This window comes from Aquabacterium sp. (assembly GCF_030652515.1).
In the GTDB taxonomy this organism is placed as follows: Bacteria; Pseudomonadota; Gammaproteobacteria; order Burkholderiales; family Burkholderiaceae_C; genus Aquabacterium.
The window spans coordinates 25863-49483 of record NZ_JAUSAR010000082.1 but is presented as its reverse complement, the minus strand read 5'-3'; the positions used below and the strand labels follow the sequence as shown (position 1 = coordinate 49483).

Below are 23621 nucleotides of genomic sequence, written 5' to 3'. Positions count from 1 at the left end.
ATGAAGCCACAAGGACAGCGCGTGCTGATCACGGGAGCAGCCCGAGGCATCGGTGCAGAAACTGCACGACAACTCGCCGCGCAGGGCGCCACCTTGGCCCTGGTGGGCCTGGAGCCTGATCGGCTGGCCGCACTCGCGAAGGAACTGGGCCCCCGCCACTGCTGGGCCGAATGCGACGTGACCGATCAGGGCTCGGTGCAGCGTGCCGTGACGGCGGCCCTGGCCCACCTGGGCGGGTTCGATGTGGTGATCGCCAACGCTGGCATTGCCAGCAATGGCACGGTGGCCGTCAGTCCTGTCGAAGCCCTGGTCAAGACGGTGGAGGTCAATCTGATCGGCGTCATCCGAACGGTGAGCGCCACCTTGCCCGCCATCACCAGCAGCCAAGGCTATTTTTTGTTGGTCTCGTCGGCTGCAGCACTCAAGTCCATGCCTGGCACTTCGGCCTATGCCGCCTCCAAGAGCGGGGTGGACCATTTCGCCAACGCCCTGCGCCTGGAAGTGGCCCACAAAGGTGTGGACGTCGGGGTGGTCTACCCCGCGTGGATCGACACCGACTTGGTGCGTGACCAGCGACGCGAACTGGCCTCGTTCAACGATGCTCTCAAGCAACTGCCCTGGCCCTTCAATGTGGTCACTTCGGTGGAGGATTGCTCCCGCTCCATGGTCAACGCCGTGAACCGGCGACAACGAAAAACCTATGTGCCTGCCGCGCTGGCCCCCGTCGGCGCGATACGCCAGTTGTTCATGAGCCCCGTGTGGGAGTTCTTCGTCAAACGCAAGGCCCGTGTCGCGGTACCGAAGGTCGAAGCAGAAGTTGTGGCGATGGGCCGCTCTTTTGGCGCCAGCAGCATGGGCCACGCCTTGACGGCCAAGCACAAAGAGGACTGACATGGCCCACAGCTCATTTGAGAACCAGGTCGTCTGGATCACCGGGGCCTCTCGCGGCATCGGGGCCGAGTTGGCCAAAACGTTTGCGGCGCAAGGCGCTCAACTCATTCTGTCCGCACCCGAGTCCGAGCGCCCCGGTTTGGACAAGACGCTGGCCATGTGCCAGCGCCTGAACGTCAACGGCCAATACCGCCTTGAGACCTTCGACCTCACCTCCAGCGAAGACGTTGCGCAGGCCTACGCCCGCATCAAGTCAAGCGGATGGCAGGTGGATGTACTGGTGCACAACGCGGGCATCACGCACCGCTCCATGGCCCTTGAAACGAGCCTGGATGTCGATCGAAAGATCATGGCGGTGAACTACTTTGGGCCGCTGCAGCTGACCAAGCTCGTCGCGCCGGACATGATCCGCCGCGGGCGCGGCAGCATTGTGGCGGTGGCCAGCGTGCTGGGCCTGATCGCCACGCCGCATCGCTCGGCCTACATCGCCGCCAAGCATGCCATGCACGGCTTTTTCGAAGCCCTGCGCACCGAAACCATGGACCAAGGCCTGCACGTGATGCTGGCCTACCCCGGTTTCGTGAACACGGACATCTCGGTGCATGCCCTCACGGCGCAGGGTGGCACCCATGGCAAGCAGGACCCAGGGCAGTCCAAGGCCATGCCGCCGCAGCGCGTGGCCCAGGCGATTGTCGACGGACTCGTTCAACGCCAGCCCAGGTTGCTGATCGCGGGCAAAGAAGGCTGGTTGGTGCGCCTTCAACGCCTGGCCCCCAGCCTGGTCACACGCATCGTTCGACGCGTTGCCACCACTTGATCACACCGACTTCACTCCTGCGATGACATGATGACAAAGCCGCTCCTGACATCTGCCGCACTGGCCATCGTTGCCCTGGCGGGCTACCTGCTTTTCTGGCCGACCGGTGTCCATCCGGTGGCCTGGCAGCCTCAGCCTTCGCCGGGCTACAGTGGCCCCTACACACGCAATGAGCGCTTGGCCGACTTGCGCCTGTTGCCACTGACCTCGGGGGGCGGTCCCGAACATGTGGCCCAAGGCCCCGACGGTTTGATGTACACCGCGCTGGACAATGGCCACATCGTGCGCCTGCAGCGCGATGGCAGCCACCTTGAACTCGTGGCCGACACTGGTGGTCGCGTGTTGGGCTTCGACTTCGACCGCGACGGCAACCTCATCGCCGCCGATGCCTACAAGGGCCTGCTTCGCGTGACGCCCAAGGGCCAAGTCAGCCTGATCACCGATCGGGTGTCGGACACCGATGCCATCGTCTTCGCCGACGCCGTGGCCGTCGCACCGGATGGACGCATCTATTTCACCGAGGCCAGCCACCGCTTTCAACCCGGCCCCTGGGGTGACCCGATGGCAGTGAGCCTGGCCGAGATCCTGGAGCAGCGTGGCAACGGGCGGGTACTGGTGCACGACCCGGCCACGCACACCACCGAGGTGATTGCTACCGGGCTGGTGTTCGCCAACGGCATCGTGCTGGCCGAGGATGGCCAATCGCTGTTGGTGGCGGAGACCGGACGCTATCGCATCTGGCGCATCCCCATGTCAGCCAGGCAGCTCGACATCCGTTTGCCGGGCAACACGGCCCGCGTGATTCTGGACAACCTGCCCGCCTTTCCCGACAACCTGACCAAAGGCGAATCGGGCCGCTACTGGGTGGGTCTGCCCAAAGCCCGCAGTGTGCTGGCCGATGCGCTCGCACCCTGGCCCTTCTTGCGTGCCGCTTCATTCCGCCTGCCCCATTTTTTGTTGCCGGTGCCCAAGCCCTATGGTCACGCACTGGCCTTCAACGAGCAGGGCCATATCCTCGCAGACCTGCAGGACCCCAGCGGGCGCTACCCGGAAGTGACCGGCATCACGGAAGTGGAAGGCACCTTGTATGTCCACAGCCTGGTGGCAACGGCGTTCGGCATGCTCAAGGTGGCAGCGGGTGAGCTGCCCCAGTGATTTCAGCCAGTCTCTGACACGGCATCGTGGCGGCCTTGCATCCATGCTTCAGCCAGCTTGAATTGGTCACTGCCGGCGTCCGGGTGGGTCACGATGCTGACGTGGTCATAGTCATGCATCGCGCCGCCCCGCTTTGACAGGACGTGGACCCGGGAGAAGTGCGGGCCGGACTCAGCACGAAAGCGCTTCACGTCCTCGGGATGCCCGCGACACGGATCGTCGATGGCAGCCAAATAAAGGGTGGGCGGCAGCTTGACTTGCTGCGCAGCGCGGCCGTAGTCAAAGCCGTCGTCATCGTCCACCCAGCGGTCAGCCTCGACCCACGCCTGAATCTGGCGCCGCGTTTTGCGGGTCTCGTTGTCTGAACCGATGCGCAGTTGCCTGGCCGGCAAATAGCCCATCCAACGCGTTACCCGCTTCAGGACCCGATTCCACATCAGGTCGATTTCTATCCTCCGCTGCAGGTTGCGAACCCTGACGCTGCGCTTGGCGGCGAAGTGCACCACACTGGCCACCTGGGCAATGAGGGCGGGATGCCGCAGCAGGCAGCTGTTCATCACCACGCCGCCCCAGGAATGAGACACCCAGTGCACCTGGCTGGCCTGCGCCTGGTGCCGCACGGCGGCGTGCAAGGCCGGCAGGTCGACGCCAATCATTTCGCTCTGACCGTGCCGCGCATTCCGGTCGATGAGGGGCATGCTGCCGCCTTTGCCACGCAAGTCCGCCACAAAAACATCGTAGCCACGCTCGGCCAGCCACGGCGCCAGGCCCTTGCCTGAGCGGCTGTAGAAGACCCGCCCGTTGGACATCATGCCGTGGAGCATCAACACCGCTGGCCCGTGACCATCAGGTCGCTTGAACCGGTGCAGGCACAGGCTGGCGTCGTCCACAGTGATGGATGTGCGCGTTTGTTGAATCTTCATGGAACTGCTTGGGGCCAAGCATGCTCGTTGTTGAACTTGCGCATCTCAAAGTCATGTGGCGTCGTGATTGGTACATGTTTGTACCATGTATTGCTGCCGAATCGGGCCACAACACGGACTTATGCCTGCATCGGATGCGGCTCAGCCGTAGCCGGATGGCTTGCGCCGCAGGGTGCTTGCACAGCCGCGAGGCCGCGCCGCGGCCCCAGGTTTTGCAAATGGCTCCGCAGAACGCGGTTCATGTCTCGCGGCACGAAGGGTTTGCTGACGTAGTCGTTCATGCCGACCTCCAGGCAATGCCGATGGTCATCAATCTGGTCGCCAGCACTCATGGCCACGATCGGCATGGCCGACCAGCCCTGGCGCACCTCCATTTCGCGGATTCGACGCGTGGCTTCGATGCCGCCCATCTCCGGCATGTGGAAATCCATCAACACCAGATCTGCCTCATGCGCCGCCAGCCATTCGAGCGCACGCAGTCCATTTTCCGCCACCACGACCTCCAGCCCCAGGCTTTCGAGCGTGGCCTTTGCGACCAGCGCGTTGACGAGGTTGTCCTCGACCACCAGCACTCGCCCGGCCAGTCGCGGGGCACCGTCATCGTCATTGAATAGGTCATGCGGCAGGCCGGCACTGGCCACCTCATCCGATGGGCGATGCGTTCGGGGCAAAGCCAAGTTGAACGAGAACGTCGTGCCAATGCCCACACGGCTTTCGCAGCGCAGCTTGCCGCCCATGGCCATGCAAATTTGCTGGGAGATGCTCAAGCCAAGCCCCGTGCCGCCAACCTGGTAGTCGTCGTGGGCCTCGACCTGGTGAAAGGCGTCGAATATCCTCTCGATGTGCGCTTCGGGAATGCCTCTGCCCGTGTCCTGCACCTCGAATACGACGTGGCAAGCGCCTTCGTCAGGCCCTGCGGTGTCGCCGCCGTCCAGTCCGAGTCGAACGACGACATGCCCCTGCGCAGTGAACTTGACGGCGTTGCCCACCAGGTTGGTGAGCACCTGGCGCAAGCGGTCCGGGTCAGCCTGTAGCCACAGGTGGTCAGGCAGTTCGGAGCGCAGCATCACCACCAAGCACTTGTCGCGCGCCGTGACCTGGGACAGCTCGCACACATGCCTCGCCAGCTCATTGAGCAGCACAGGCCTGGCGTTCAGGCGCAGCCCATGGTCCTTGAGCCGAGAGAAGTCCAGCACATCGTTGATGACGCCGAGCAGGTGCTCGCCAGCGTTGTGCAGCAGGCCGATCTGGGACAGGTCCTCGGGCTGGCGCAGTCGGGCCCGCAGCATGCGCGACAGGCCAAGGATGCCGTGCAGCGGCGTGCGCATCTCGTGGCTCATGGTGGCCAGGAATCGGCCCTTGGCGGCGCTGAGTGATTCGGCTTCGTGCAGGGCCTGGGCGCGGGCATGCGCCAGCTCCTCGCTTTCGAAGCGCAGACGCAGCATCTCGCTGATGCGGCGGTGTGCGCGGTCCGCCTCCAGCCACAGGATCACCAGGAAACCCATGATGCTGATGAAGCCGAACCATCCCAGCGGTCCGCCGGTGTTCGCGCAGTAGATGGCGGAGGACGCCAGAATGGGCACCGTCCACGCACGCACATTGGCGCGGTCGCTGCTGATCTGCGCGGCGCCCGTGGCTGCCATGCCGATCATCACGCCGATGATGGCAGTCGCCAGTTGCTGATCGTGGCTGATGGGAAGTGCCCAGGGCAGCGCACCCCAGCACACACTGAACACCAAGCTCAGCCAGTAGTAGCTGCGCCGCCAGAACGGTGCCTGACGGTTGGCCGAACGGAAATACGACTGCGCGTGCAAGGCTCGGGTGACTGCCAGCACCAGCGCCAGCGTCAGCCAGGCCAAGGTTGGCAGGGTCAGCGGTGCAGGCTGAGTGAAGTGGATCAATCCACCGATCACGATGATGAAACCACCCAGCGTCCAGGCGGTGACAGGCATGTGGCCGTAGAGCATCCGGACGCGCGCATGGGTGATGCGTTCTTGGAGGGCGTCGGCGATTGTCGTATCGATCGGGGCAGGGGAGCCTGCGGCGTTGTGGGGGCGAAAGTCTTCCATCGGGTAGCGAGAAATGGCTGGGGCGCGTGTCTTGTCCGCCCGCTTTTGCCAGTGTGAGGCAAGCGCCATTGATCGTCACGACGGTAACGACCGCCAACCCGGATTGATCCGTGGACTCTGCACCAATTCAGCGTTTCTGTTTTCGGAGGTCATGGGATGCATGCCTTGTCGGACCTCCAGAGATTGTTCCGATTGCCGGATCGGTCTATCTGGATTCGCGATGTTTATCTCTTTGTCTGCCACCATTAGAGTGCAGTCATTGCAGCGAGGTTGCTGCGCCATCGCCCTGCCGCAGGGCGCCAGGAGAATCACCATGGCTCGACTGCCCACCGTATTCCTTTCGCATGGCGCCCCCACGTTCGCGCTGGAACCGGAAATGGCTGGTCCCCGTTTGGCTGCGCTTGGTCAGGAGCTGCCACGCCCACAAGCAGTGCTGCTGGTGTCGCCGCACTGGATGACGATGGCCCCCACCGTCAGCCTGGCCGCGCGCCCTGAAACCATCCACGATTTCGGCGGCTTTGGGCCCGCCTTGCACCAGATCCATTACGCAGCCCCCGGACACCCTGGGTTGGCAAACAGAACGGTCCAGGTGCTCCGCCAGGCCGGGTGGTCACCGCGTGCCGATGATGTGCGCGGACTGGACCATGGCGCCTGGGTGCCGATGCGCTACATGTATCCGGCGGCCGACGTGCCCGTCTTTCAGGTGTCGCTGCCAGCTCGGCTGGATGCCGATGGCGCTTGGGCCTTCGGTCAGGCACTCGCGCCTTTGGCGGATGAAGGCGTGCTGATTGTTGGCTCGGGGAGCCTGACGCACAACCTGTCCGAGTTCATGCACCGCTCACTGGATGACGCAGCCTACGTGCGTGAGTTCTCGGCATGGGTCAGCGACGCGGTCATTCGCGGCGATGCTGAACGGCTGCGCCGCACCCTGATCGACGCCCCCCATGCACGCCGCGCCCACCCGACATCCGAACACTTCCTGCCGCTCCTGGTGGCCGCAGGCGCAGCGGCCGAGCCATGGGCTGCCACAGTCATCGAAGGCGGCATCACCCATGGTGTGCTGTCCATGGATGGCTTTGTTTTTCACAACGGTGCAAGCCTGACGACATGAACTACCCGAATGGCTTGGTACCGCTGGGCCAGCAGTTGGCGTCCGCGATCCCTGACGCGTGGATCGTCATCGTTCGATCGGCCCCATCCAAGCGACCTGGGTTGAGGCTGGCAGTGGTTCTCCATACAAGGCATCACCGAGGCCTCCCGCCCCGCTCGCATTGCCGTTGCGATGCCGCTCTTCAAAGAGAGCATCAGGGCATGGCGGCTCAGATCCTCGCAAGGTTCGAACATTTCGCTGACCTCCAAGTATCGGGCTCAGTTTTCGGTCGGTGGCACGGCCAATAAATCCAGGTGCCCAACCTCCAACGACAGCAAGCCTTGCTGCGCACTGGCCAAACGTTGGGCCAGCCAGTCGGACACGGCGGGTGCGTTGGCCGGGTTCGCTTCAATGGCCACGGCTGCCGCTTCCTGCGCCATGGTTACCAGCATCTCGCGGTGCTCCGGGCCAATGGCCCAATCGCTGGCCTGGGTGCTGACTTGGTAGCTCGCCATGGCAAGACTGTCGGCCAGATAGTCGGCGGCCCCAATCCCCAGTGATGGTCCGAAGCCCTTGTCACTGCCCTGATGGGACAAGAAGGCATCAGCGACCAGCTGGTCGGTCGGTCGGTCTGGAGACCAGGTGCGTCGGCCGTCCACGCTCAAGGTCGCCAGCAAGGGGCGGCGGGTCCGCGTCAGCAGCGTGCTCAGCCTGTCCAGCCAGCTGGTGGACACCAGATCCAGAAACGCGGTGGTGACGAGGCCGTCGCATGAAGCCAGATCAAGGGCTTCGAGGTCGCGGGCCAAGTCCAGTTGTTGGCCACGAACAAGCCAGCGGGTCGGGCCGACATGGATCGAGAGCGTGCCAGCGTGATCCTGACATGCCCACCCTTGCCGGGCCGCCCACCGGGCAATCTCGGCTCGCTGGGCTGCCAGCAGCAAAGGATCGTGGTCGAGCATGAGCCACTCCTGGTCGGCTTGCAAAAGGGGGGCCAACGCCCGGAAGTTCGCGCCAGATCCGCAGGCCAGGTCGATGACGCGCAAGTTCGCATCGGGAGCACGTTGTACCAGCGCGGCCCGAAACTGGAGGGCGAGCGTTTGACTGCGCGCGGCCAGGTCGAAGGGTTCGCGCTGGCGCAACCAGTCAGCTGAAAATCCGGTCATCGGGTCACCTTCTCCAGGGCCGCCATCCAGTCCTGCACAGTGCGGTCCCAGTCGGGCAGCGTGCTGGCAGCTCGCAGTGCCGCGGCCCTCAGGCGTGCACGCAGGTCGCCATCGCACAGGGCCCGCTCAAGTGCATCGCGCAGGGCTGGCAAATCGCCCGGTGACACGAGCAGCAAAGCGTCAGCCGGTATGGTGTCCGTCAGGGCCACGGCGGTGGTTGCCAGAATGGGCAGCCCGTGGGCGAGCGCTTCGGCGAAGACCATGCCGTAGCCCTCATGGTAGGAAGGCAGTGCGAAGAGGTCGGCTTGCCGGTAGGCCTGGGCCAGCTGCTCGGGGGTTTGTTCGCCAAGCAGGGCAATGCGGTCACCCAGGCCATGGGCTGTGATGCGTTCTTGCAGCGCGGTCGTGGCGGCGGGGTCTCTCGTCAAGCTGCCGATGCAGCTCAGTCGCCAATCGAGCTCAGGTAGATGGGCCAGGGCGTCGACCAACAGCAGGTGGCCTTTGCGCGGCGTGATGGTGCCGACGGCCAGCAGTTGCAATGGGGCATGGCTCGTGGCTCGGTGGATGCTCGCTGGGCGGTGTGTTCCCGGGCTGACCACGGCCACGCGATCCGCTGCCAGGCCTGCGGCCAGAAGCGCGCGGGCAGTGTTCTCGCTGGGGCAGATGGCGCCTTGCAGGTGTGGCCACAGTTCGGCTTCGAGCTGTGCGTAGTGGCATGCACTGTCCGCATCCAACCCTGTTTCCAGGGACAGTGGATGGTGGATCATGCCCACCAGGTGCAAGCGGCTGGCCTGTGCTTGCAGGCAGTCGGCAAGGCCGGGCAGCGCCAGGCCATCGATGATGACCATGCTTTGGTCTGGCAGTTGGGCGAGCGCGGCGGCGGCGGACGCGCGGGTGGGCGCATCGGCTTGCGGATACTGCCCGGGCAGCTCCACGACAGTGACCGCTTGGCCACGCGCGCGCAGGCCTTCAACGATGTGGCGGTCATAAAGGTAGCCGCCCGTGAGCTGATCAAGTTGCCCGGGCACCAGAAAAGCCAATGCCATCAGCGAAGCGCACCCTCGAAGCTGGCCCAGGCGACAGGCGATTCACGCAAGACCACCCGCAGTGATGCCAGCTCGCCAGCCGTGCCGGGCCCCACGTCACCTTCGGCCACACGGGCTTTCACACGGGCAAAGATCTCACCGGCGAGCAGTTCAGTGGTGGTGTTGCGGCCTTGGAATTGAGGCAGTTCATCGAGGTTCTTGTAATTGAACTCCGCCAGCACTTCACGCAGCAGCTGCAAGGCCAGGCCGATGTCGCACACCAGGCCATGCTGGTCGAGCGTCGGGCGGCGAAAATCGATTTCGACGTTGTAGGTCGCGCCGTGGAGTTGCTGGGCCGGGCCAAAAACTTCGCCACGGAAACTGTGGGCGATCATGAAATGATCCGAGACGGCAAGGCTGTACATGTTGATGAGTTCTCAGTGGTTGGTGCCAGGATTGAAGTCGCACTCGATCATGGTGTCCTGACCCAGCAGGAATCGGCGGGTGAGCGGTCGCAGGCTGTGTGCCAGATCGTGGATCTCTGGCAGCACCACGCTGGGACGGCCCGAGCCCAGGATGACCGGTGCGACGGTGATCTGCAGGCGGTCGAGGGCACCTGCAGCGAGGAAGCGGGATACCGTGATGCCGCCGCCTTCCACGAACAGCCACGACAGCCCGCGCAGCGCCAGTGTCCGGCGGATCGCGAAGGGGTCGAGGCCGTGCTGGCCGCGCGGCAGGGGGATGATTTCGGCATGCCCCCACTGGCGCTCAGCCCCTTCGCGGTCTGCGGCGACGAGGAGGAGGGTGGGCACGCCGTCATCGATGAAGACGCGTTGGCTGCCATCGAGCCGATGCTCCGGATCAATGATCACCCGCACCGGATGGTTGCCCGCGCAAAGCCGCACCGTGAGTTGCGGGTTGTCGTGAAGGACCGTGTTGGCGCCCACGATGACAGCGTCTGCGATGGCACGCATGCGGTGGGTGTGGATCAGGTCTTCCTGGCCGCTGAGCCAGCGAGAGGCGCCGCAAGTGGTGGCGATGCGCCCGTCCAGGCTCTGCGCCAGGTGGCCGACCACGAAAGTGCCCTGCTGCTGCTTCGTGGCGAAGAGCGGGCCGTAAAGTGTGTGGATGTGCGAGCCGCCACCCATCGCGCACGGGTCTTGTCCCCGCAGCAAGTCCAGCCATTCGGCTTCGTCTTCGTGAGGGAGGGGCGTGGTGCTCATCTGGCGCCTCACTGCGGATAGTCGATGCGGTGACACAAGGTGGTGTCAAGCCTGGAGGCTGCCAATCGTGCGAGCACTTCAGGCAAGGCGGCAAACGGCGAGGCGTCGGTGATCAATGCGTCCAGCGCTGGGTGATTCAGGAATGACAAGGCCAGCTCGAAGCGCCGCCGGTGGCTCCACCGAGCGCGCTGCGCGGTGGCCACCTGGCCCACTTGCGAGCTTTTGAGGATGAGCCTGCGCGCGTGAAAGGCACCGCCCAGCGGCACGGTCACGGGGCGTTCGCCATACCAGCTCAGCTCCAGCACGGTGGCCTCGAAGGCGGCCAGGTTCAGGGCCGTGGCCAGGCCTTCGGATTGGCCGCTGGCATGGATCACCAGGTCGGCCTCGCCGCGTGCAGCATCGGGCAAAGCGAAGTCGACATGAAGGCGCTCAGCGACAGCACGCCTGGCCTCTTGCGTGTCCACCAATTGAACCTGGCAGCCGGGCAAGCGCGCCGCCAGCCAGGCCACCAGCAGGCCGACGGTACCACCACCCACCACGGCGATGCGGTCGCCCACACGCGGTGCCGCATCCCACAGGGCATTGACGGCCGTTTCCACATTGGCGGCCAGCACGGCCCGCGCTGGCGGCACGTCCGGGGGCAGCAGGTGCACGGCGGTGGCGGGCACCACGTAATGGGTCTGATGCGGGTAGAGGCAGAACACCGTTTGCCCCAGCAGATGAGCGGGGCCTTGCTCGACCAGGCCAACGCTGTTGTAGCCATACTTCACTGGCGCTGGAAAGTCGCCAGCCTGAAACGGCGCGCGCATGCGCTCAAACTCGCTGGCAGGCACCTCGCCGCGAAACACCAGGGTTTCCGTGCCTCGGCTGATGCCGCTGTGCAGGGCTTTGACCAGCACTTGATCGGGCCCCGGCTGCGGCAAGATTTCTGTGCGCAACTCGGCGTGGCCGGGTTGGGTCAGCCAACAGGCCTGGGCAAGGGTATCGCTCATTCAGGCCACCGATCCATGGGCCAGGATGAGTTGCCGCATCTGTGCTGTGACGCAGTGGCCAAGCGCTTTTGCATCGCCTTGATCGGCGCTCAGTGGTGCGCCGAAGGTCACCCTCGCGACCAGGTCACGGTAGCGTGGCAAAGCCACCTGCAGCGCTGTTGCCAGCTTTTCTTTCTGGCGTGCCGTGCGCCGCAACAGGGTGAGCGGATGCCGCTGGGCCGCGGGCGAGATGACGTGGCTCACCAGCGTCGGTACAAACTGTGTTTGGGGCGCCATGCGGGCGAACAAGGCATAGCTGCTGGACCAGCTCCGCAATGAGTCCACTGCCCGCTGCGTGCCGAAGGTGGCGGGGTCGGGCTCGATCTCTCCGGCCGGGAATGTCAGCAGGGCGCCGCCTTCCTTCAGGTGTTTGGCGCCAGCGCGGACCACGGCCATGCGCCCGGATTCTTCCTCGGGCAGGAAGATCAATTGCCGAGCGACATGGGGCAAGGCGCGCAGGAAGGGGCGATCCAGCGCAATCACCCGCAAGTCAGGGCGCGATGCCAGGCTGGCAAACAGTGCCACTGTGTCGGTCATGCCCGGGTGGTTGGCCAGGATGAACACGGGGCCCTGAGCCGGGATGTGCTCCAGGCCCGTGGTGCACACGCCAGCCGTCATCTGGCTCATCAGCCAAGCACTGCCTTGCGCCAGGCCGTGGTCGCCCACGCGGTTGTCAAATTCATTTGCCGTGCGGGCAAAGCGGCGTGCCGCAGGCCTGAACAGCCGACGCAAAGGTGTGCCCTGAAAACGCAACAGGCCGATCGAATCCAGCAAATCAACGATGTTGATCTCGGTGAGCGTATCGATTAATGGCGATGAGGCGGCAGGCATCACTCGGTGTGGGGTGGACGTTTGCGCAGTCTAGGGCATTCGCATGGAGCCCATCTGGCCGATGACGAGGCCAGCTGCGGCACGTCAATTGCCATTTTGTCGGTTTATCACTGGCATGAGTCACAGGAGCCGACATGGACGACCCTTCAGACCTGGACGCGACGATCTCTCGCCGTGACCTGCTCATCGTGGGCGCGGCTTCTGCCGCTGCGGTGGCGGCACCGCCGGCCGGCGCAGCCGAAGCGTCAGCGCGCGTGTCGAATTTACCGACGCCGTTGGCAAAAGTGTCGCTGACCATCAATGACCAAACCCATGCTCTGGCGCTCGACACGCGAACAACCTTGCTCGACGCGCTGCGTGAACACCTGCACCTGACTGGCACCAAAAAGGGCTGCGACCACGGGCAATGCGGCGCCTGCACCGTGATCCTGGATGGCCAGCGCATCAACTCATGCCTGACGCTGGCCGTCATGCACGACGGCGCCCAAGTCACCACCATCGAAGGGCTGGGCAATCCTCGGCGATTGCACCCCATGCAGGCCGCTTTCGTCAAACATGATGGCTACCAATGCGGTTACTGCACACCAGGGCAGATCTGCTCGGCGGTGGCCGTGCTGGAGGAAATCAAGCGCGGCATTCCCAGCCACGTGAGCGCCGACCTCAACGCCAGGCCACTCCTGTCGGCTGAAGAGCTGCGCGAACGCATGAGCGGCAACCTCTGTCGCTGCGGGGCTTATTCCAACATCGTCGATGCGATCACCGAAGTCGCTGGAGGCCAGGCATGAAACCGTTCACGTACGAGAAGGTGAAATCTCCCGCCGAAGCCGCCTTGGCCGTGTCCAGGCACCCCGGTGCCAAGTTCATCGCGGGGGGCACCAACTTGCTGGACCTGATGAAGCTGCAAATCGAGGTGCCGACGCACCTGGTGGACGTCAACGGCCTGGCCCTGGACAAGATCGAAGCCACGCCCGAGGGCGGTTTGCGCATTGGCGCCCTGGTGCGCAACACCGATTTGGCCGCCGACCAGCGTGTGCGGCGCGACCACGCCGTGCTGTCTCGGGCCTTGTTGTCCGGCGCCTCGGGCCAATTGCGCAACAAGGCCACCACAGCGGGCAACCTGTTGCAGCGCACGCGTTGCGCTTACTTCTACGACACAGACCAACCCTGCAACAAGCGATTGCCCGGCAGCGGCTGCAGTGCCATCGGTGGCGTCACGCGCCAGCACGCGGTGATCGGGGCCAGCAAGGCCTGCATTGCTACCCACCCAAGCGACATGGCCGTGGCCATGCGGGTGTTGGATGCGACCATTGAGACCGTGCGGCCGGACGGTGCCAGGCGCGTGATTCCCATCGCTGATTTCTACCGCCTGCCGGGCGACACTCCTCACATCGAAACGACTTTGGAGCGGGATGAACTGATCACTTCCGTCTTGTTGCCCAAGCCGCTGGGCGGCACACACGTTTATCGAAAAGTGCGTGATCGCGCCTCGTACGCGTTTGCACTGGTGTCCGTGGCAGCGATCGTGCAGCGCGATGGATCGGGCAGGGTGGCGCTTGGTGGCGTGGCGCACAAGCCATGGCGCGTGGAAGCCGCAGAGACCTCGATGTCACGAGGTGCTCCGGCCGTGATGTCACAACTGCTGGCCGGGGCACAGCCGACCGAGGACAACGCATTCAAGCTGGTCTTGGCGGAGCGCTCGCTCGCTGCCGCCTTGCTTCAAGCGAGGACTTGACCATGAAATTCGACACGCCTGCCACGACCAATCCGATCGACCAACTCAAAATCATCGGCAAGCCGACGGACCGCATCGACGGACCGCTGAAGACCTCGGGACGCGCGCCCTACGCCTATGAGCGCCACGACGTGGCGCCCCAGGCCGCTCACGGCTGCGTGCTGGGCGCTGGCATTGCAAAGGGACGCATCGCTTCCATGGACCTGAGCGCGGCCCGTGCTGCACCCGGCGTGATCACCATCGTGACCGCCCGCAACGCTGGCAAGCTGGGCAAAGGTGATTTCAACACCGCCAAGCTGCTGGGCGGACCGGAAATCCAGCACTACCACCAAGCGTTGGCCCTGGTGGTGGCAGACACCTTTGAGCAGGCGCGCGCCGCAGCGCAACTGATCCGGATCGACTACGTGCGCTTGCCGGGCAAGTTTGACCTTGCCAAGGAAAAAGAGGCGGCACGGCCACCCAAGCCGACGCCCTCTGCCGGTCCGCCGGAATCCAAGGTCGGTGACTTTGTCGGCGCTCATGCGGGGGCGCCGGTGCAGTTCGACGCAACCTACACCACGCCAGATCAGTCCCACGCCATGATGGAGCCGCACGCTTCGACCGCAGCCTGGAAAGGCGACAAGCTCACGGTCTGGACATCCAACCAGATGATCGCCTGGAGCGTGGGCGACTTGGCCAAGACCTTGGGCGTGCCCAAGGCCAACGTCCGCCTGGTCTCACCCTTCATTGGTGGCGGCTTTGGCGGCAAGCTGTTCGTGCGGGCCGATGCACTTCTGGCCGCCTTGGGTGCGCGGGCAGCGCAGCGGCCTGTCAAGGTGGCGCTGCAGAGGCCCTTGATGGCCAACAACACCACGCACCGTCCAGCCACCATCCAGCGCATCCGCATCGGTGCCACGCGCGATGGCAAGATCACCGCCATGGCCCACGAGAGTTGGTCTGGCGACTTGCCCAATGGCCAAGCCGAAACTGCCGTCAACCAGACCCGTCTGCTGTACGCGGGCGCAAATCGCCTGACGACGACCCGCCTGGCCGTGCTCGACCTGCCCGAGGGCAATGCCATGCGCGCTCCTGGCGAAGCGCCCGGCATGATGGCGCTAGAAATCGCGATGGACGAGATGGCGGAAATGCTGGGCCTTGACCCCATCGAGTTTCGCGTGCTGAACGACACGCAGGTCGATCCTGAAAAGCCTGGCCGCCCGTTCTCGCAACGTCGCCTGGTCGAGTGTCTGCGCACAGGCGCGGAGCGTTTCGGCTGGGCCCAGCGCAAGGCCCAACCGGGCCAGGTCCGAGATGGTCGGTGGCTCGTGGGCATGGGCGTGGCAGCGGCCTTCCGCAACAACATGGTGATGAAATCGGGTGCCCGCGTTCGCCTGAACAAGCAGGGCCTGATCACGGTGGAAACCGACATGACGGACATCGGCACCGGCTCCTACACCGTCATCGCCCAAACCGCTGCTGAAGTGATGGGTGTGCCATTGAACAGGGTGGCCGTGCGACTGGGTGATTCGGCGGACCCTGTATCGGCCGGCTCTGGTGGCCAGTGGGGCGCCAACAGCTCGACCTCCGGCGTCTATGCGGCTTGCATGAAGCTGCGCGAAGCCGTGGCGAACAAGCTCGGCATCACGTCGCCCGATGTGGCGTTTTCTGATGGCATGGTCAAGAGCGGCGACCGCGCGATCCCGCTGGCGCAGGCAGCGGGGGAGGCGGAACTGGTGGTCGAAGACGCCATTGAGTTTGGTGACCTCGACAAGAAGTACCAGCAATCGACCTTTGGCGCGCACTTCGTGGAGGTGGGCGTTGATGCCGTCACTGGCGAGATCCGGGTGCGGCGCATGCTGGCCGTTTGCGCCGCAGGCAGGATACTGAACCCCAAAAGTGCGCGCAGCCAGGTGATCGGTGCGATGACCATGGGCGTTGGTGCTGCGTTGATGGAGGAACTCGCTGTGGACAAGCGCCACGGCTTTTTCGTCAACCACGATCTGGTGGGCTACGAGGTGCCGGTGCATGCCGACATTCCCCATCAGGACGTGATCTTCCTGGACGAGACCGACCCGATCTCCTCGCCCATGAAAGCCAAGGGTGTTGGCGAACTGGGCATTTGCGGGCTCGGTGCCGCCGTGGCCAATGCCATCTACAACGCGACAGGTGTCCGCGTGCGAGACTATCCCATCACACTCGACAAGTTTTTAGACCGCTTGCCACCAGTGGCTTGATGCGGTGGTTGAAGGGAAGTTACATGCAAGATCAAGCCATGCTGGAAGGTTTTGACGCGCCTTCGGCGCCGACGGATCGCCTGTTTCTGGCTTTGCTGCCGGACCTGTCCGCTGTGAAACGGGTGGCCACCTTGACGCAGCAACTGCGTGACGAGCATGGGTTGAAGGCCAAGCCGATCAGCCCCGAGCGGCTCCATGTCACCCTCCACCATGTCGGCGACTACCTGGGTATACCGACCAGCACCATGAGCGCGCTTCGGGATGCGGTGGGCTCCTGGTCGTCCCCATCGTTTGTCCTGACCTTTGACCGGGTTTCGAGTTTTTCAGGCAAACCGGGCAAGTTGCCCTTGGTGCTGTTGGGAGGTGAAGGGGTTGCCGAGGTGACGGCTTTCCAATCCCAGCTTGACCAGATCCTGGCGCGCGCAGGTGTGTCCAAGACGTCAAAATCAAGTTACACGCCGCACCTCACCTTGCTGTACGGAGACCGCAGGGTGGACGAACGGCCTATCGAGCCCATCACTTGGCCGGTGCAGGACTTTGTCCTGGTGCACAGTCTGATCGGACAAGGGCAGTACACCATCTTAGGCCGTTGGCCCTTGGTGGTTGACAGGCTGAAAGGCTGAACTGTTTTGTGGATTCAGAGCGCGCTTGCCTCCAGGTGATAATCCACGCGAATCCACCCCAAAAGGATGAGATAGATGCGCGGCCTGTTTTCATTGGTGGGATTGCTGGTCGTGCTGGCCATCGTGGGCCTGGTGGCCAAGCGTCAGTTGGCAGCAACGGGGGTGCACAAGGCGGCCTCGGTGGCGTCATCGCCCGCCAGCGATGTCGTGGGTGGCGCGGCGCCTCAAGTCACCACCCCTCAGCAAGGGCAGCAACTGCAAAAGCAGGTTCATGATGACGTCAACAAGTTGATGCAAGGTCGCGCCGCCGATGTCGATCAACAAATCGAGCCCAAGCCGTGAGCGCTGAAGAGTCTGAGTTCACCCCCGCCGACGAAAGCGCCATGCGCATCGCGCTGGACCAGGCCCACAACGCCTGGCTGGCCGGGGAGGTGCCCGTGGGCGCCGTGATCATGCGCGAGGGCCAGGTCATTGCCACCGGCTACAACCGCCCCATCACCACGCACGACCCGACCGCGCACGCGGAGATCGTGGCCTTGCGCCATGCCGCGCAATTGCTGGAGAACTACCGCCTGCCCGATTGCGAGTTGTACGTCACGCTGGAGCCCTGCGCCATGTGCGCGATGGCCCTGATGCACGCGCGCTTCAAACGGGTGGTGTTTGCCGCGCCCGATCCCAAGACCGGCGTGGCCGGTTCGGTGCTGGACCTGTTCAGCCATCGGCAGTTGAACCACCACACTCAGATCGTGGGAGGTTTGCTGGCCGAGCCGGCCTCCAGATTGCTGAAGGAATTTTTTGCCGAACGCCGTGCACAGTTGAAGGCCGAACGCGATGCGGCAAGGGCGCTCGACGAGCCCATTCCTGTCGGCCATGTCATTGAACTGCCCGTGGGCGACGACGTGGGCGACGACCACTGAGCGCGGCCGCCCCAGGCCAACTCTGATGTCAGAGCTTGCGCACCACCACGCTGCCCACCGAATAGCCCGCGCCAAACGAGCAGATGACACCCACATCGCCTGTCACCAGGTCGGCGTGGTGATCGTGGAAAGCGATCACGGACCCGGCTGAGGCCGTGTTGGCGTACTCGTCCAGGATCAAGGGGGCAATGTCTTCGTTCGCTTCTCCGCCGATCAGCTTGCGGATCACGAAGTCGTTCATGCTTTTGTTGGCCTGGTGAAGCCAGAAGCGCCGCACTTGCGTCGGCACCTGGCCCAGCGTCGCCAAGTGAGCCTCGATGTGGGCAGCGGCCATCGGCACCACTTCCTTGAACACCTTGCGGCCTTCCTGGCGGAAGGTCTTGTCGCGGGCGTTGGGATCGCTGTCTTCACTTCGATTCATGAAACCGAAGTTGTTGCGGATGTTGTTGGAGAACTGCGTGGCCAGCTTGGTGCCCAGGACTTCCCATTGGTCGCTGGACGTGGCCGTGTCGGCGCGCTCCACGATCACGGCCGTGCACACATCACCAAAGATGAAGTGGCAGTCGCGGTCTTTCCACTCTTGGTGGGCCGAGGTGATCTCGGGGTTGACGACCAGCACGCAATTGGCGCTGCCCGAGCGCACGGCGTTGACCGCCTGCTCAATGCCGAAGGTGGCAGACGAGCAAGCCACGTTCATGTCGAAACCATAGCCACCGGCACCCAGGGCCTGCTGGATCTCGATGGCCATGGCGGGGTAGGCGCGCTGCATGTTGGCCGTGGAGCACAACACCGCGTCGATGTCCTTGCCTTCCTTGCCAGCGATCGCCATGGCCTTGCGGGCGGCGTCCACCGAAATTTCGGCCATCAGCGAAAGTTGGTCGTCGGCACGTTCCTCGAAGCGGGGATACATGCGCGAAGGATCCAGGATGCCCTGCTTTTCCAGCACGTAGCGGCTCTTGATGCCCGAGGCCTTTTCGATGAACTCGGCGCTGGAGTGAACCATTGCCTCGCGCTGCCCGGCCGCGATCTCGGCGGCATGCTGGGCATTGTGCCGATCGACGTAGGTGTTGTATGACTCCACCAGTTCTTCATTCGTGATGGTGAACTGGGGCTGGAAGATTCCAGTGCCGCTGATAACTACTTTGGTGGCCATGGTGATTCCTGCTTGCTGTCTTGCTTACATGCCTGCGTAGTTGGGGCCGCCGCCACCTTCTGGCGTGACCCAGACGATATTCTGGGTGGGGTCCTTGATGTCGCAGGTTTTGCAGTGCACGCAGTTTTGCGCGTTGATCTGCAGTCGATCTGTGTTGTCTTCGTTCTTGACGAACTCGTACACCCCGGCCGGGCAGTAGCGCGACTCGGGGCCGGCATACTTGGCCAGATTGATGTCCACCGGCACCGAATTGTTCTTCAGCGTCAGGTGAGCAGGCTGGTGCTCCTCGTGGTTGGTGTTGGAGACGAACACCGAGCTCAGGCGGTCAAAGGTGATCTTGCCGTCGGGCTTGGGGTAGTCGATCTTGGCGCACTCAGCCGCGGGCTTGAGGAAGGTGTGGTCGGCAGCGGGGTTGGGCAAAGTCCATGGGGGCACCTTGATGCCCAGCTTGGGCAGCACCCAGTGCTCCACGCCGGTCATGATCGAGCCGACGTACAGGCCCTTCTTGAACCAGGTTTTGAAGTTTTTGGCGCCGTTCAGTTCTTCGTGCAGCCAGCTCTTCTCGAACGCGACTGGGTAGGCGTGCAGTTCGTCGTACTGGCGGCCTGCGGTGACGGCCGCAAAAGCGGCTTCAGCGCACAGCATGCCGGACTTGATGGCGGCGTGGCTGCCCTTGATGCGCGAAGCGTTCATGTAGCCCGCGTCGCAACCGATCAGGGCGCCACCAGGGAACACGGTCTTGGGCAGGCTGGGCAGGCCACCGTTGTTGATGGCGCGTGCGCCGTAGCTGATGCGCTTGCCGCCTTCAATGTGCTTGAGGATGCTGGGGTGCTTTTTCCAGCGCTGCATTTCTTCGAACGGGCTCAGCCAGGGGTTCTTGTAGTCGAGGCCGACCACCAGGCCGAGGGTGACCTTGTTGTCTTCCAGGTGGTACAAAAAGCCGCCACCGAAGGTTTGCGAATCCATGGGCCAACCGGCGGTGTGCACCACCAGGCCGGGTTGGGCCTTGGCTGGATCGATTTCCCACAGTTCCTTGATGCCGATGCCGAAGCTGGGCGGTGCCTTGCCATCGTCCAGCTTGAACTTGCTGATCAGTTGCTTGCCCAGGTGGCCACGCGCGCCTTCGGCGAAGATGGTGTACTTGGCCAGCAGTTCCATGCCCAGCTGGAAGTTGTCGGTGGGTTCGCCCGCCTTGTTGATGCCCAGGTTGCCCGTGGCCACGCCCTTGACGCTGCCGTCGTCGTTGTAGAGCACTTCAGCTGCGGCAAAGCCAGGGAAGATTTCCACGCCCAGGCTTTCAGCCTGTTGGCCCAGCCAGCGCACCACATTGCCCAGGCTGATGACGTAGTTGCCTTCGTTGTGGAAGTTGTTGGGGATCAGCGCCTGCGGAGTCTTGAAGACGCCGGTTTCGCTGGTCATGAACAGCACTTCGTCGGCGGTGACGGCCTGGTTCAAAGGCGCGCCGAGTTCTTTCCAGTTGGGGAAGAGTTCGGTGATGGCGCGGGGGTCCATCACGGCGCCCGACAGGATGTGCGCGCCGGGCTCGGAGCCCTTTTCAAGCACGCAGACTGACACCTCTTTTCCAGCGGCGGCGGCCAGTTGTTTCAGGCGGATGGCTGTGGCCAAACCACCTGGGCCGGCGCCGATGACGACCACGTCGTATTCCATCGATTCGCGTGGGCCAAACTGGGCAAGGATTTCCTGGGGCGTCATCGTGCTTCCTTCTACTGGACGGATGAAATGTTGTTGTGGTGTTCTGAACTGAGTCGGCGATTCTAAAACGCGCTGTGTTTCATATTTTGCCAAAAAAAAGCACGGTCGTTCGAAAATCTGCATTTCGAGGCCAAATGCGATGTCGCGTGCTAAGGTTCAACGCATTGAATCCAGAAAAACCCCTTGAGAGATTTGCAGAGGAATTGCCACAGCATGAGCTACAACATTGACCTGGCTGGCCGCGTGGCCCTGATCACCGGCGCTTCCAGCGGCTTGGGCACCCAATTCGCGTTGACTTTGGCGCAAGCGGGCGCCGCCGTCGTGCTGGCCGGTCGCCGCATCGAGCGCCTCAAGACCTTGCGCGCCGAGATCGAAGCCGCGGGCGGCGATGCCCATGTGGTCGGCATGGACGTGACCGACATCGACAGCATCCGCGCCGCCGTGGCGCATGCCGAGACCGAAGTCGGTGCCATCGACATCCTGATCAACAACTCCGGCGTCAGCACCACCGAGCGCCTGCAAGACGTCACGGCCGAAAGCTATGACTTCGTCTTCGACACCAACACGCGCGGCGCGTTTTTCACCGCGCAAGAGGTGGCCAAGCGCATGCTGGCCCGCGCCCAAGGCTCGGCGCCTGGCACCTTCACCGGTGGCCGCATCGTCAACATCGCTTCGGCGGGCGGCTTGCGCACCATGCCCATGATCGGCGTGTACTGCATGAGCAAGGCGGCCGTGATCCACATGACCAAGGTGATGGCGGCGGAGTGGGGCCGTTTCGGCATCACCACCAACGCCATCTGCCCGGGTTACATCGAGACCGAGCTGAACTCGCGGCACTTCAACAGCGAAGCGGGCAAGAAGCTGGTCAACATGCTGCCGCGCAAGCGCCTGGGCCAGGCCAAGGACCTGGACGCCTTGCTGGTGACCTTGTGCGCCCCGCAAAGCGATTTCATCAATGGTGCGATCATCTCGGCCGACGATGGCATGACGGCGGCTTGAAACGCGGGGCCTTGGCCCCATTTGAAGCACCATGCGACTCGACATTCCTGAACACAAGATCCTGGTCCACGATGTGACCCTGCCCATTTACTGGGGTGACATGGACGCCCTGGGGCACGTCAACAACACCGTCTACTTCCGCTACATGGAACAAGTGCGGGTGTCGTGGATTGCCTCCATGAGCGGCCCTGTCACCAGTGGCGTTGAGGGCCCGGTGATCGCCAACACCTTCTGCAACTTCTACCGCGAGCTGGAGTTTCCGGCGCAGGTGATCGCCAAGCTGTACGTGGCCAATCCGGGCCGCACCAGCTTTGACACCTACGTGACCATCGAGCGGGCTGATCAGCCTGGCGAGGTCTGCGCGGCGGGTGGCGCCACCTTGGTCTGGGTCAGCTCGGCGGAAAGGCGGCCAATCCCGTTGCCACCGTTCTTGCGCGCCATCGTGGGGCCAGCACCGGCTTTGCCTGGTGTCGAGGTGCCGCCCGCTTTACCGGGGTAAGTGGCCGGCGGGGTGGTTTTTCGTCCAATTCTCTGGATTTTTGCGGGTCACCCGGTGTACGCTGGCAATGTTGCAGTGCAGCGAAACCGGTTGGCCGGGCCTGCACTGGTGTGACCCATGCACTAGGAGTGATTGGATGAACAAGGTCTATCCCGATGCGGCCAGCGCTTTGGCGGGCATCGTCAAAGACGGTCAGTTGATGGCAGTCGGTGGCTTCGGCCTTTGCGGCATCCCCGAGGCGCTGATCGATGCCCTGGCAGCCTCTGGCGTCAAGGATCTGACGGTGATTTCCAACAACGCGGGCGTTGATGGATTCGGTTTGGGCAAGCTGCTCAACACTCGCCAGATCACCAAGATGATTTCCAGCTACGTGGGCGAGAACAAAGAGTTCGAGCGCCAGTACCTCAGCGGTGAGTTGCAACTTGAGTTCACGCCCCAAGGCACCCTGGCTGAAAAGCTGCGGGCGGGCGGTGCGGGCATCCCGGCCTTCTTCACCAAGACGGGGGTGGGCACCCTGGTGGCCGAAGGCAAGGAAACGCGCGAGTTCGATGGCGAGACCTACGTCATGGAGCGGGCCTTGTTGCCCGAGGTGTCCCTGGTCAAGGCCTACAAGGCGGACAAGTCCGGCAACCTGATCTTCCGCCGCACGGCGCGCAACTTCAACCCGGCGGTGGCCATGGCCGGCAAGGTCACCATCGTCGAGGTGGAAGAGCTGCTGGAGATCGGTGAGCTGGACCCCGACAGCGTGCACTTGCCCGGCATCTACGTGCACCGCATCGTGGTGAACGCGCATCCTGAGAAACGCATCGAGAAACGCACCATCACCGAAAAGGCAGGAGTCTGACCATGCCCTGGACGCACGATCAAATGGCGGCCCGCGCCGCCCAGGAACTGCAAGACGGTTTCTATGTCAATCTGGGCATCGGCCTGCCCACCATGGTGGCCAACCATGTGAGCCCCGACATCGACGTCTGGCTGCAAAGCGAGAACGGCATGCTGGGCATCGGCCCCTTCCCAACCGAAGACCAGGTGGATGCCGACCTGATCAATGCTGGCAAGCAGACGGTGACGACCATCCCCGGCTCGTCGATCTTTGGCTCGCATGACAGCTTCGCCATGATCCGTGGCGGCAAGATCAACCTGTCGATCCTGGGCGCGATGCAGGTGTCGGACAAGGGCGACCTGGCCAACTGGATGATTCCCGGCAAGATGGTCAAGGGCATGGGCGGGGCCATGGACCTGGTGGCCGGTGTGGCCCGCGTCGTGGTGCTGATGGAGCATTGCGCCAAGAGTGGTGAGCACAAGCTGCTGCAACAATGCACTTTGCCGTTGACGGGCCTGGGCGTGGTGAACCGCATCATCACGGACTTGTGCGTGCTGGATGTGGAGCCGGACGGTTTCAGGTGCGTTGAGTTGGCTCCCGGCGTGACGGTGGAAGAAGTGCGCCTCAAGACGGGGGCGCACGTGCACCTGTCTCATCTGGCGGCCTGATCCTCAAGGGCTTGATCCAAGGGGACTAAAGGGCCGCCTTCGGGCGGCCTTTGTCATGGGCGC

Annotated in this window: 24 protein-coding genes; 14 read left to right on the top strand and 10 right to left on the bottom strand. The window is 63.6% G+C overall.

Annotation, left to right across the window (positions count from 1 at the left end; genetic code table 11):
• The 3 genes from Q7V20_RS10860 to Q7V20_RS10850 are packed head-to-tail and all read left to right on the top strand — an operon-like array spanning nt 1 to nt 2863.
• A complete protein-coding gene (locus tag Q7V20_RS10860; RefSeq protein ID WP_304790508.1) occupies nt 1-891 on the top strand; it encodes an SDR family oxidoreductase in 891 nt (296 codons plus the stop codon).
• A 1-nt stretch (nt 892) separates the two neighbouring features.
• Nucleotides 893-1708 carry an SDR family oxidoreductase gene (locus Q7V20_RS10855; protein WP_304790506.1) on the top strand — a complete coding sequence of 272 codons (816 nt, stop codon included), beginning with the start codon at nt 893-895 and terminating at the stop codon, nt 1706-1708.
• Nucleotides 1709-1735: 27 nt separating this feature from the next.
• Nucleotides 1736-2863: an SMP-30/gluconolactonase/LRE family protein gene (locus Q7V20_RS10850; protein WP_304790504.1), complete on the top strand. Its 1128-nt coding sequence runs from the start codon at nt 1736-1738 to the stop codon at nt 2861-2863.
• Nucleotides 2864-2865: 2 nt separating this feature from the next.
• On the opposite strand, the gene Q7V20_RS10845 is transcribed toward Q7V20_RS10850, so the two are convergent.
• Both Q7V20_RS10845 and Q7V20_RS10840 read right to left on the bottom strand, forming a co-directional pair.
• Nucleotides 2866-3786 (bottom strand): alpha/beta fold hydrolase, encoded by a 921-nt coding sequence (locus Q7V20_RS10845; RefSeq protein WP_304790501.1) that lies wholly within the window; start codon nt 3784-3786, stop codon nt 2866-2868.
• Between the two features lie 119 nt (nt 3787-3905).
• A complete protein-coding gene (locus Q7V20_RS10840) occupies nt 3906-5924 on the bottom strand; it encodes an ATP-binding protein (protein ID WP_304790499.1) in 2019 nt (672 codons plus the stop codon).
• 244 nt (nt 5925-6168) lie between these two features.
• Between Q7V20_RS10840 and Q7V20_RS10835 the strand changes: the two genes are divergently transcribed.
• Nucleotides 6169-6966, top strand: coding sequence for a dioxygenase (locus tag Q7V20_RS10835; RefSeq protein ID WP_304790496.1), 798 nt, complete (start codon nt 6169-6171; stop codon nt 6964-6966).
• 257 nt (nt 6967-7223) lie between these two features.
• Here Q7V20_RS10835 and Q7V20_RS10830 read toward each other — a convergent pair whose 3' ends face one another.
• Genes Q7V20_RS10830 through Q7V20_RS10805 form a run of 6 tightly spaced genes read right to left on the bottom strand, consistent with a single transcriptional unit; the run spans nt 7224 to nt 12218 of the window.
• On the bottom strand, nt 7224-8108 hold the full coding sequence (locus Q7V20_RS10830; RefSeq protein WP_304790494.1) for a hypothetical protein: 885 nt from the start codon (nt 8106-8108) through the stop codon (nt 7224-7226).
• Nucleotides 8105-9154, bottom strand: coding sequence for a glycosyltransferase family 4 protein (locus Q7V20_RS10825; protein ID WP_304790491.1), 1050 nt, complete (start codon nt 9152-9154; stop codon nt 8105-8107). The genes Q7V20_RS10830 and Q7V20_RS10825 overlap by 4 nt, the downstream gene beginning before the upstream one ends.
• Complete coding sequence (locus tag Q7V20_RS10820; RefSeq protein WP_304790488.1) at nt 9154-9558, bottom strand: 6-carboxytetrahydropterin synthase; 405 nt, start codon at nt 9556-9558, stop codon at nt 9154-9156. Before Q7V20_RS10820 ends, Q7V20_RS10825 begins: the two co-directional genes overlap by 1 nt.
• A gap of 12 nt (nt 9559-9570) precedes the next feature.
• Complete coding sequence (locus tag Q7V20_RS10815; RefSeq protein WP_304790486.1) at nt 9571-10356, bottom strand: RibD family protein; 786 nt, start codon at nt 10354-10356, stop codon at nt 9571-9573.
• 8 nt (nt 10357-10364) lie between these two features.
• Complete coding sequence (locus Q7V20_RS10810; protein WP_304790484.1) at nt 10365-11348, bottom strand: zinc-binding alcohol dehydrogenase; 984 nt, start codon at nt 11346-11348, stop codon at nt 10365-10367.
• The gene (locus Q7V20_RS10805; protein WP_304790481.1) at nt 11349-12218 is read right to left on the bottom strand and encodes a 1-acyl-sn-glycerol-3-phosphate acyltransferase; all 870 of its coding nucleotides are present in this window, start codon (nt 12216-12218) and stop codon (nt 11349-11351) included.
• Between the two features lie 134 nt (nt 12219-12352).
• Between Q7V20_RS10805 and paoA the strand changes: the two genes are divergently transcribed.
• The 6 genes from paoA (at nt 12353) to tadA (ending at nt 17703) form a co-directional block, all read left to right on the top strand.
• Complete coding sequence (gene paoA / locus Q7V20_RS10800; RefSeq protein ID WP_304790478.1) at nt 12353-13003, top strand: aldehyde dehydrogenase iron-sulfur subunit PaoA; 651 nt, start codon at nt 12353-12355, stop codon at nt 13001-13003.
• Nucleotides 13000-13950: a xanthine dehydrogenase family protein subunit M gene (locus tag Q7V20_RS10795; RefSeq protein ID WP_304790476.1), complete on the top strand. Its 951-nt coding sequence runs from the start codon at nt 13000-13002 to the stop codon at nt 13948-13950. The genes paoA and Q7V20_RS10795 overlap by 4 nt, the downstream gene beginning before the upstream one ends.
• Nucleotides 13951-13952: 2 nt before the next feature.
• On the top strand, nt 13953-16163 hold the full coding sequence (gene paoC / locus Q7V20_RS10790; protein ID WP_304790473.1) for an aldehyde oxidoreductase molybdenum-binding subunit PaoC: 2211 nt from the start codon (nt 13953-13955) through the stop codon (nt 16161-16163).
• A gap of 23 nt (nt 16164-16186) precedes the next feature.
• On the top strand, nt 16187-16786 hold the full coding sequence (locus Q7V20_RS10785; RefSeq protein ID WP_304790470.1) for a 2'-5' RNA ligase family protein: 600 nt from the start codon (nt 16187-16189) through the stop codon (nt 16784-16786).
• Nucleotides 16787-16861: 75 nt separating this feature from the next.
• The gene (locus Q7V20_RS10780) at nt 16862-17128 is read left to right on the top strand and encodes a hypothetical protein (protein ID WP_304790467.1); all 267 of its coding nucleotides are present in this window, start codon (nt 16862-16864) and stop codon (nt 17126-17128) included.
• Nucleotides 17125-17703, top strand: a complete 579-nt coding sequence (tadA, locus tag Q7V20_RS10775) for a tRNA adenosine(34) deaminase TadA (protein WP_304790465.1) — start codon at nt 17125-17127, stop codon at nt 17701-17703. The genes Q7V20_RS10780 and tadA overlap by 4 nt, the downstream gene beginning before the upstream one ends.
• Nucleotides 17704-17731: 28 nt before the next feature.
• Here tadA and Q7V20_RS10770 read toward each other — a convergent pair whose 3' ends face one another.
• Nucleotides 17732-18856: a beta-ketoacyl-ACP synthase III gene (locus Q7V20_RS10770; protein ID WP_304790462.1), complete on the bottom strand. Its 1125-nt coding sequence runs from the start codon at nt 18854-18856 to the stop codon at nt 17732-17734.
• A 24-nt stretch (nt 18857-18880) separates the two neighbouring features.
• On the bottom strand, nt 18881-20569 hold the full coding sequence (locus Q7V20_RS10765; protein ID WP_304790459.1) for an electron transfer flavoprotein-ubiquinone oxidoreductase: 1689 nt from the start codon (nt 20567-20569) through the stop codon (nt 18881-18883).
• A 213-nt stretch (nt 20570-20782) separates the two neighbouring features.
• Between Q7V20_RS10765 and Q7V20_RS10760 the strand changes: the two genes are divergently transcribed.
• The 4 genes from Q7V20_RS10760 to Q7V20_RS10745 all read left to right on the top strand — a co-directional run bounded on the left by Q7V20_RS10760 (nt 20783) and on the right by Q7V20_RS10745 (nt 23558).
• Nucleotides 20783-21568, top strand: a complete 786-nt coding sequence (locus tag Q7V20_RS10760) for an SDR family oxidoreductase (RefSeq protein WP_304790456.1) — start codon at nt 20783-20785, stop codon at nt 21566-21568.
• Between the two features lie 31 nt (nt 21569-21599).
• Nucleotides 21600-22067, top strand: a complete 468-nt coding sequence (locus Q7V20_RS10755; RefSeq protein ID WP_304790453.1) for a thioesterase family protein — start codon at nt 21600-21602, stop codon at nt 22065-22067.
• A 136-nt stretch (nt 22068-22203) separates the two neighbouring features.
• Nucleotides 22204-22911: a CoA transferase subunit A gene (locus Q7V20_RS10750; protein ID WP_304790450.1), complete on the top strand. Its 708-nt coding sequence runs from the start codon at nt 22204-22206 to the stop codon at nt 22909-22911.
• Between the two features lie 2 nt (nt 22912-22913).
• Nucleotides 22914-23558: a CoA transferase subunit B gene (locus tag Q7V20_RS10745; protein WP_304790447.1), complete on the top strand. Its 645-nt coding sequence runs from the start codon at nt 22914-22916 to the stop codon at nt 23556-23558.
• Nucleotides 23559-23621 lie beyond the last annotated feature (63 nt).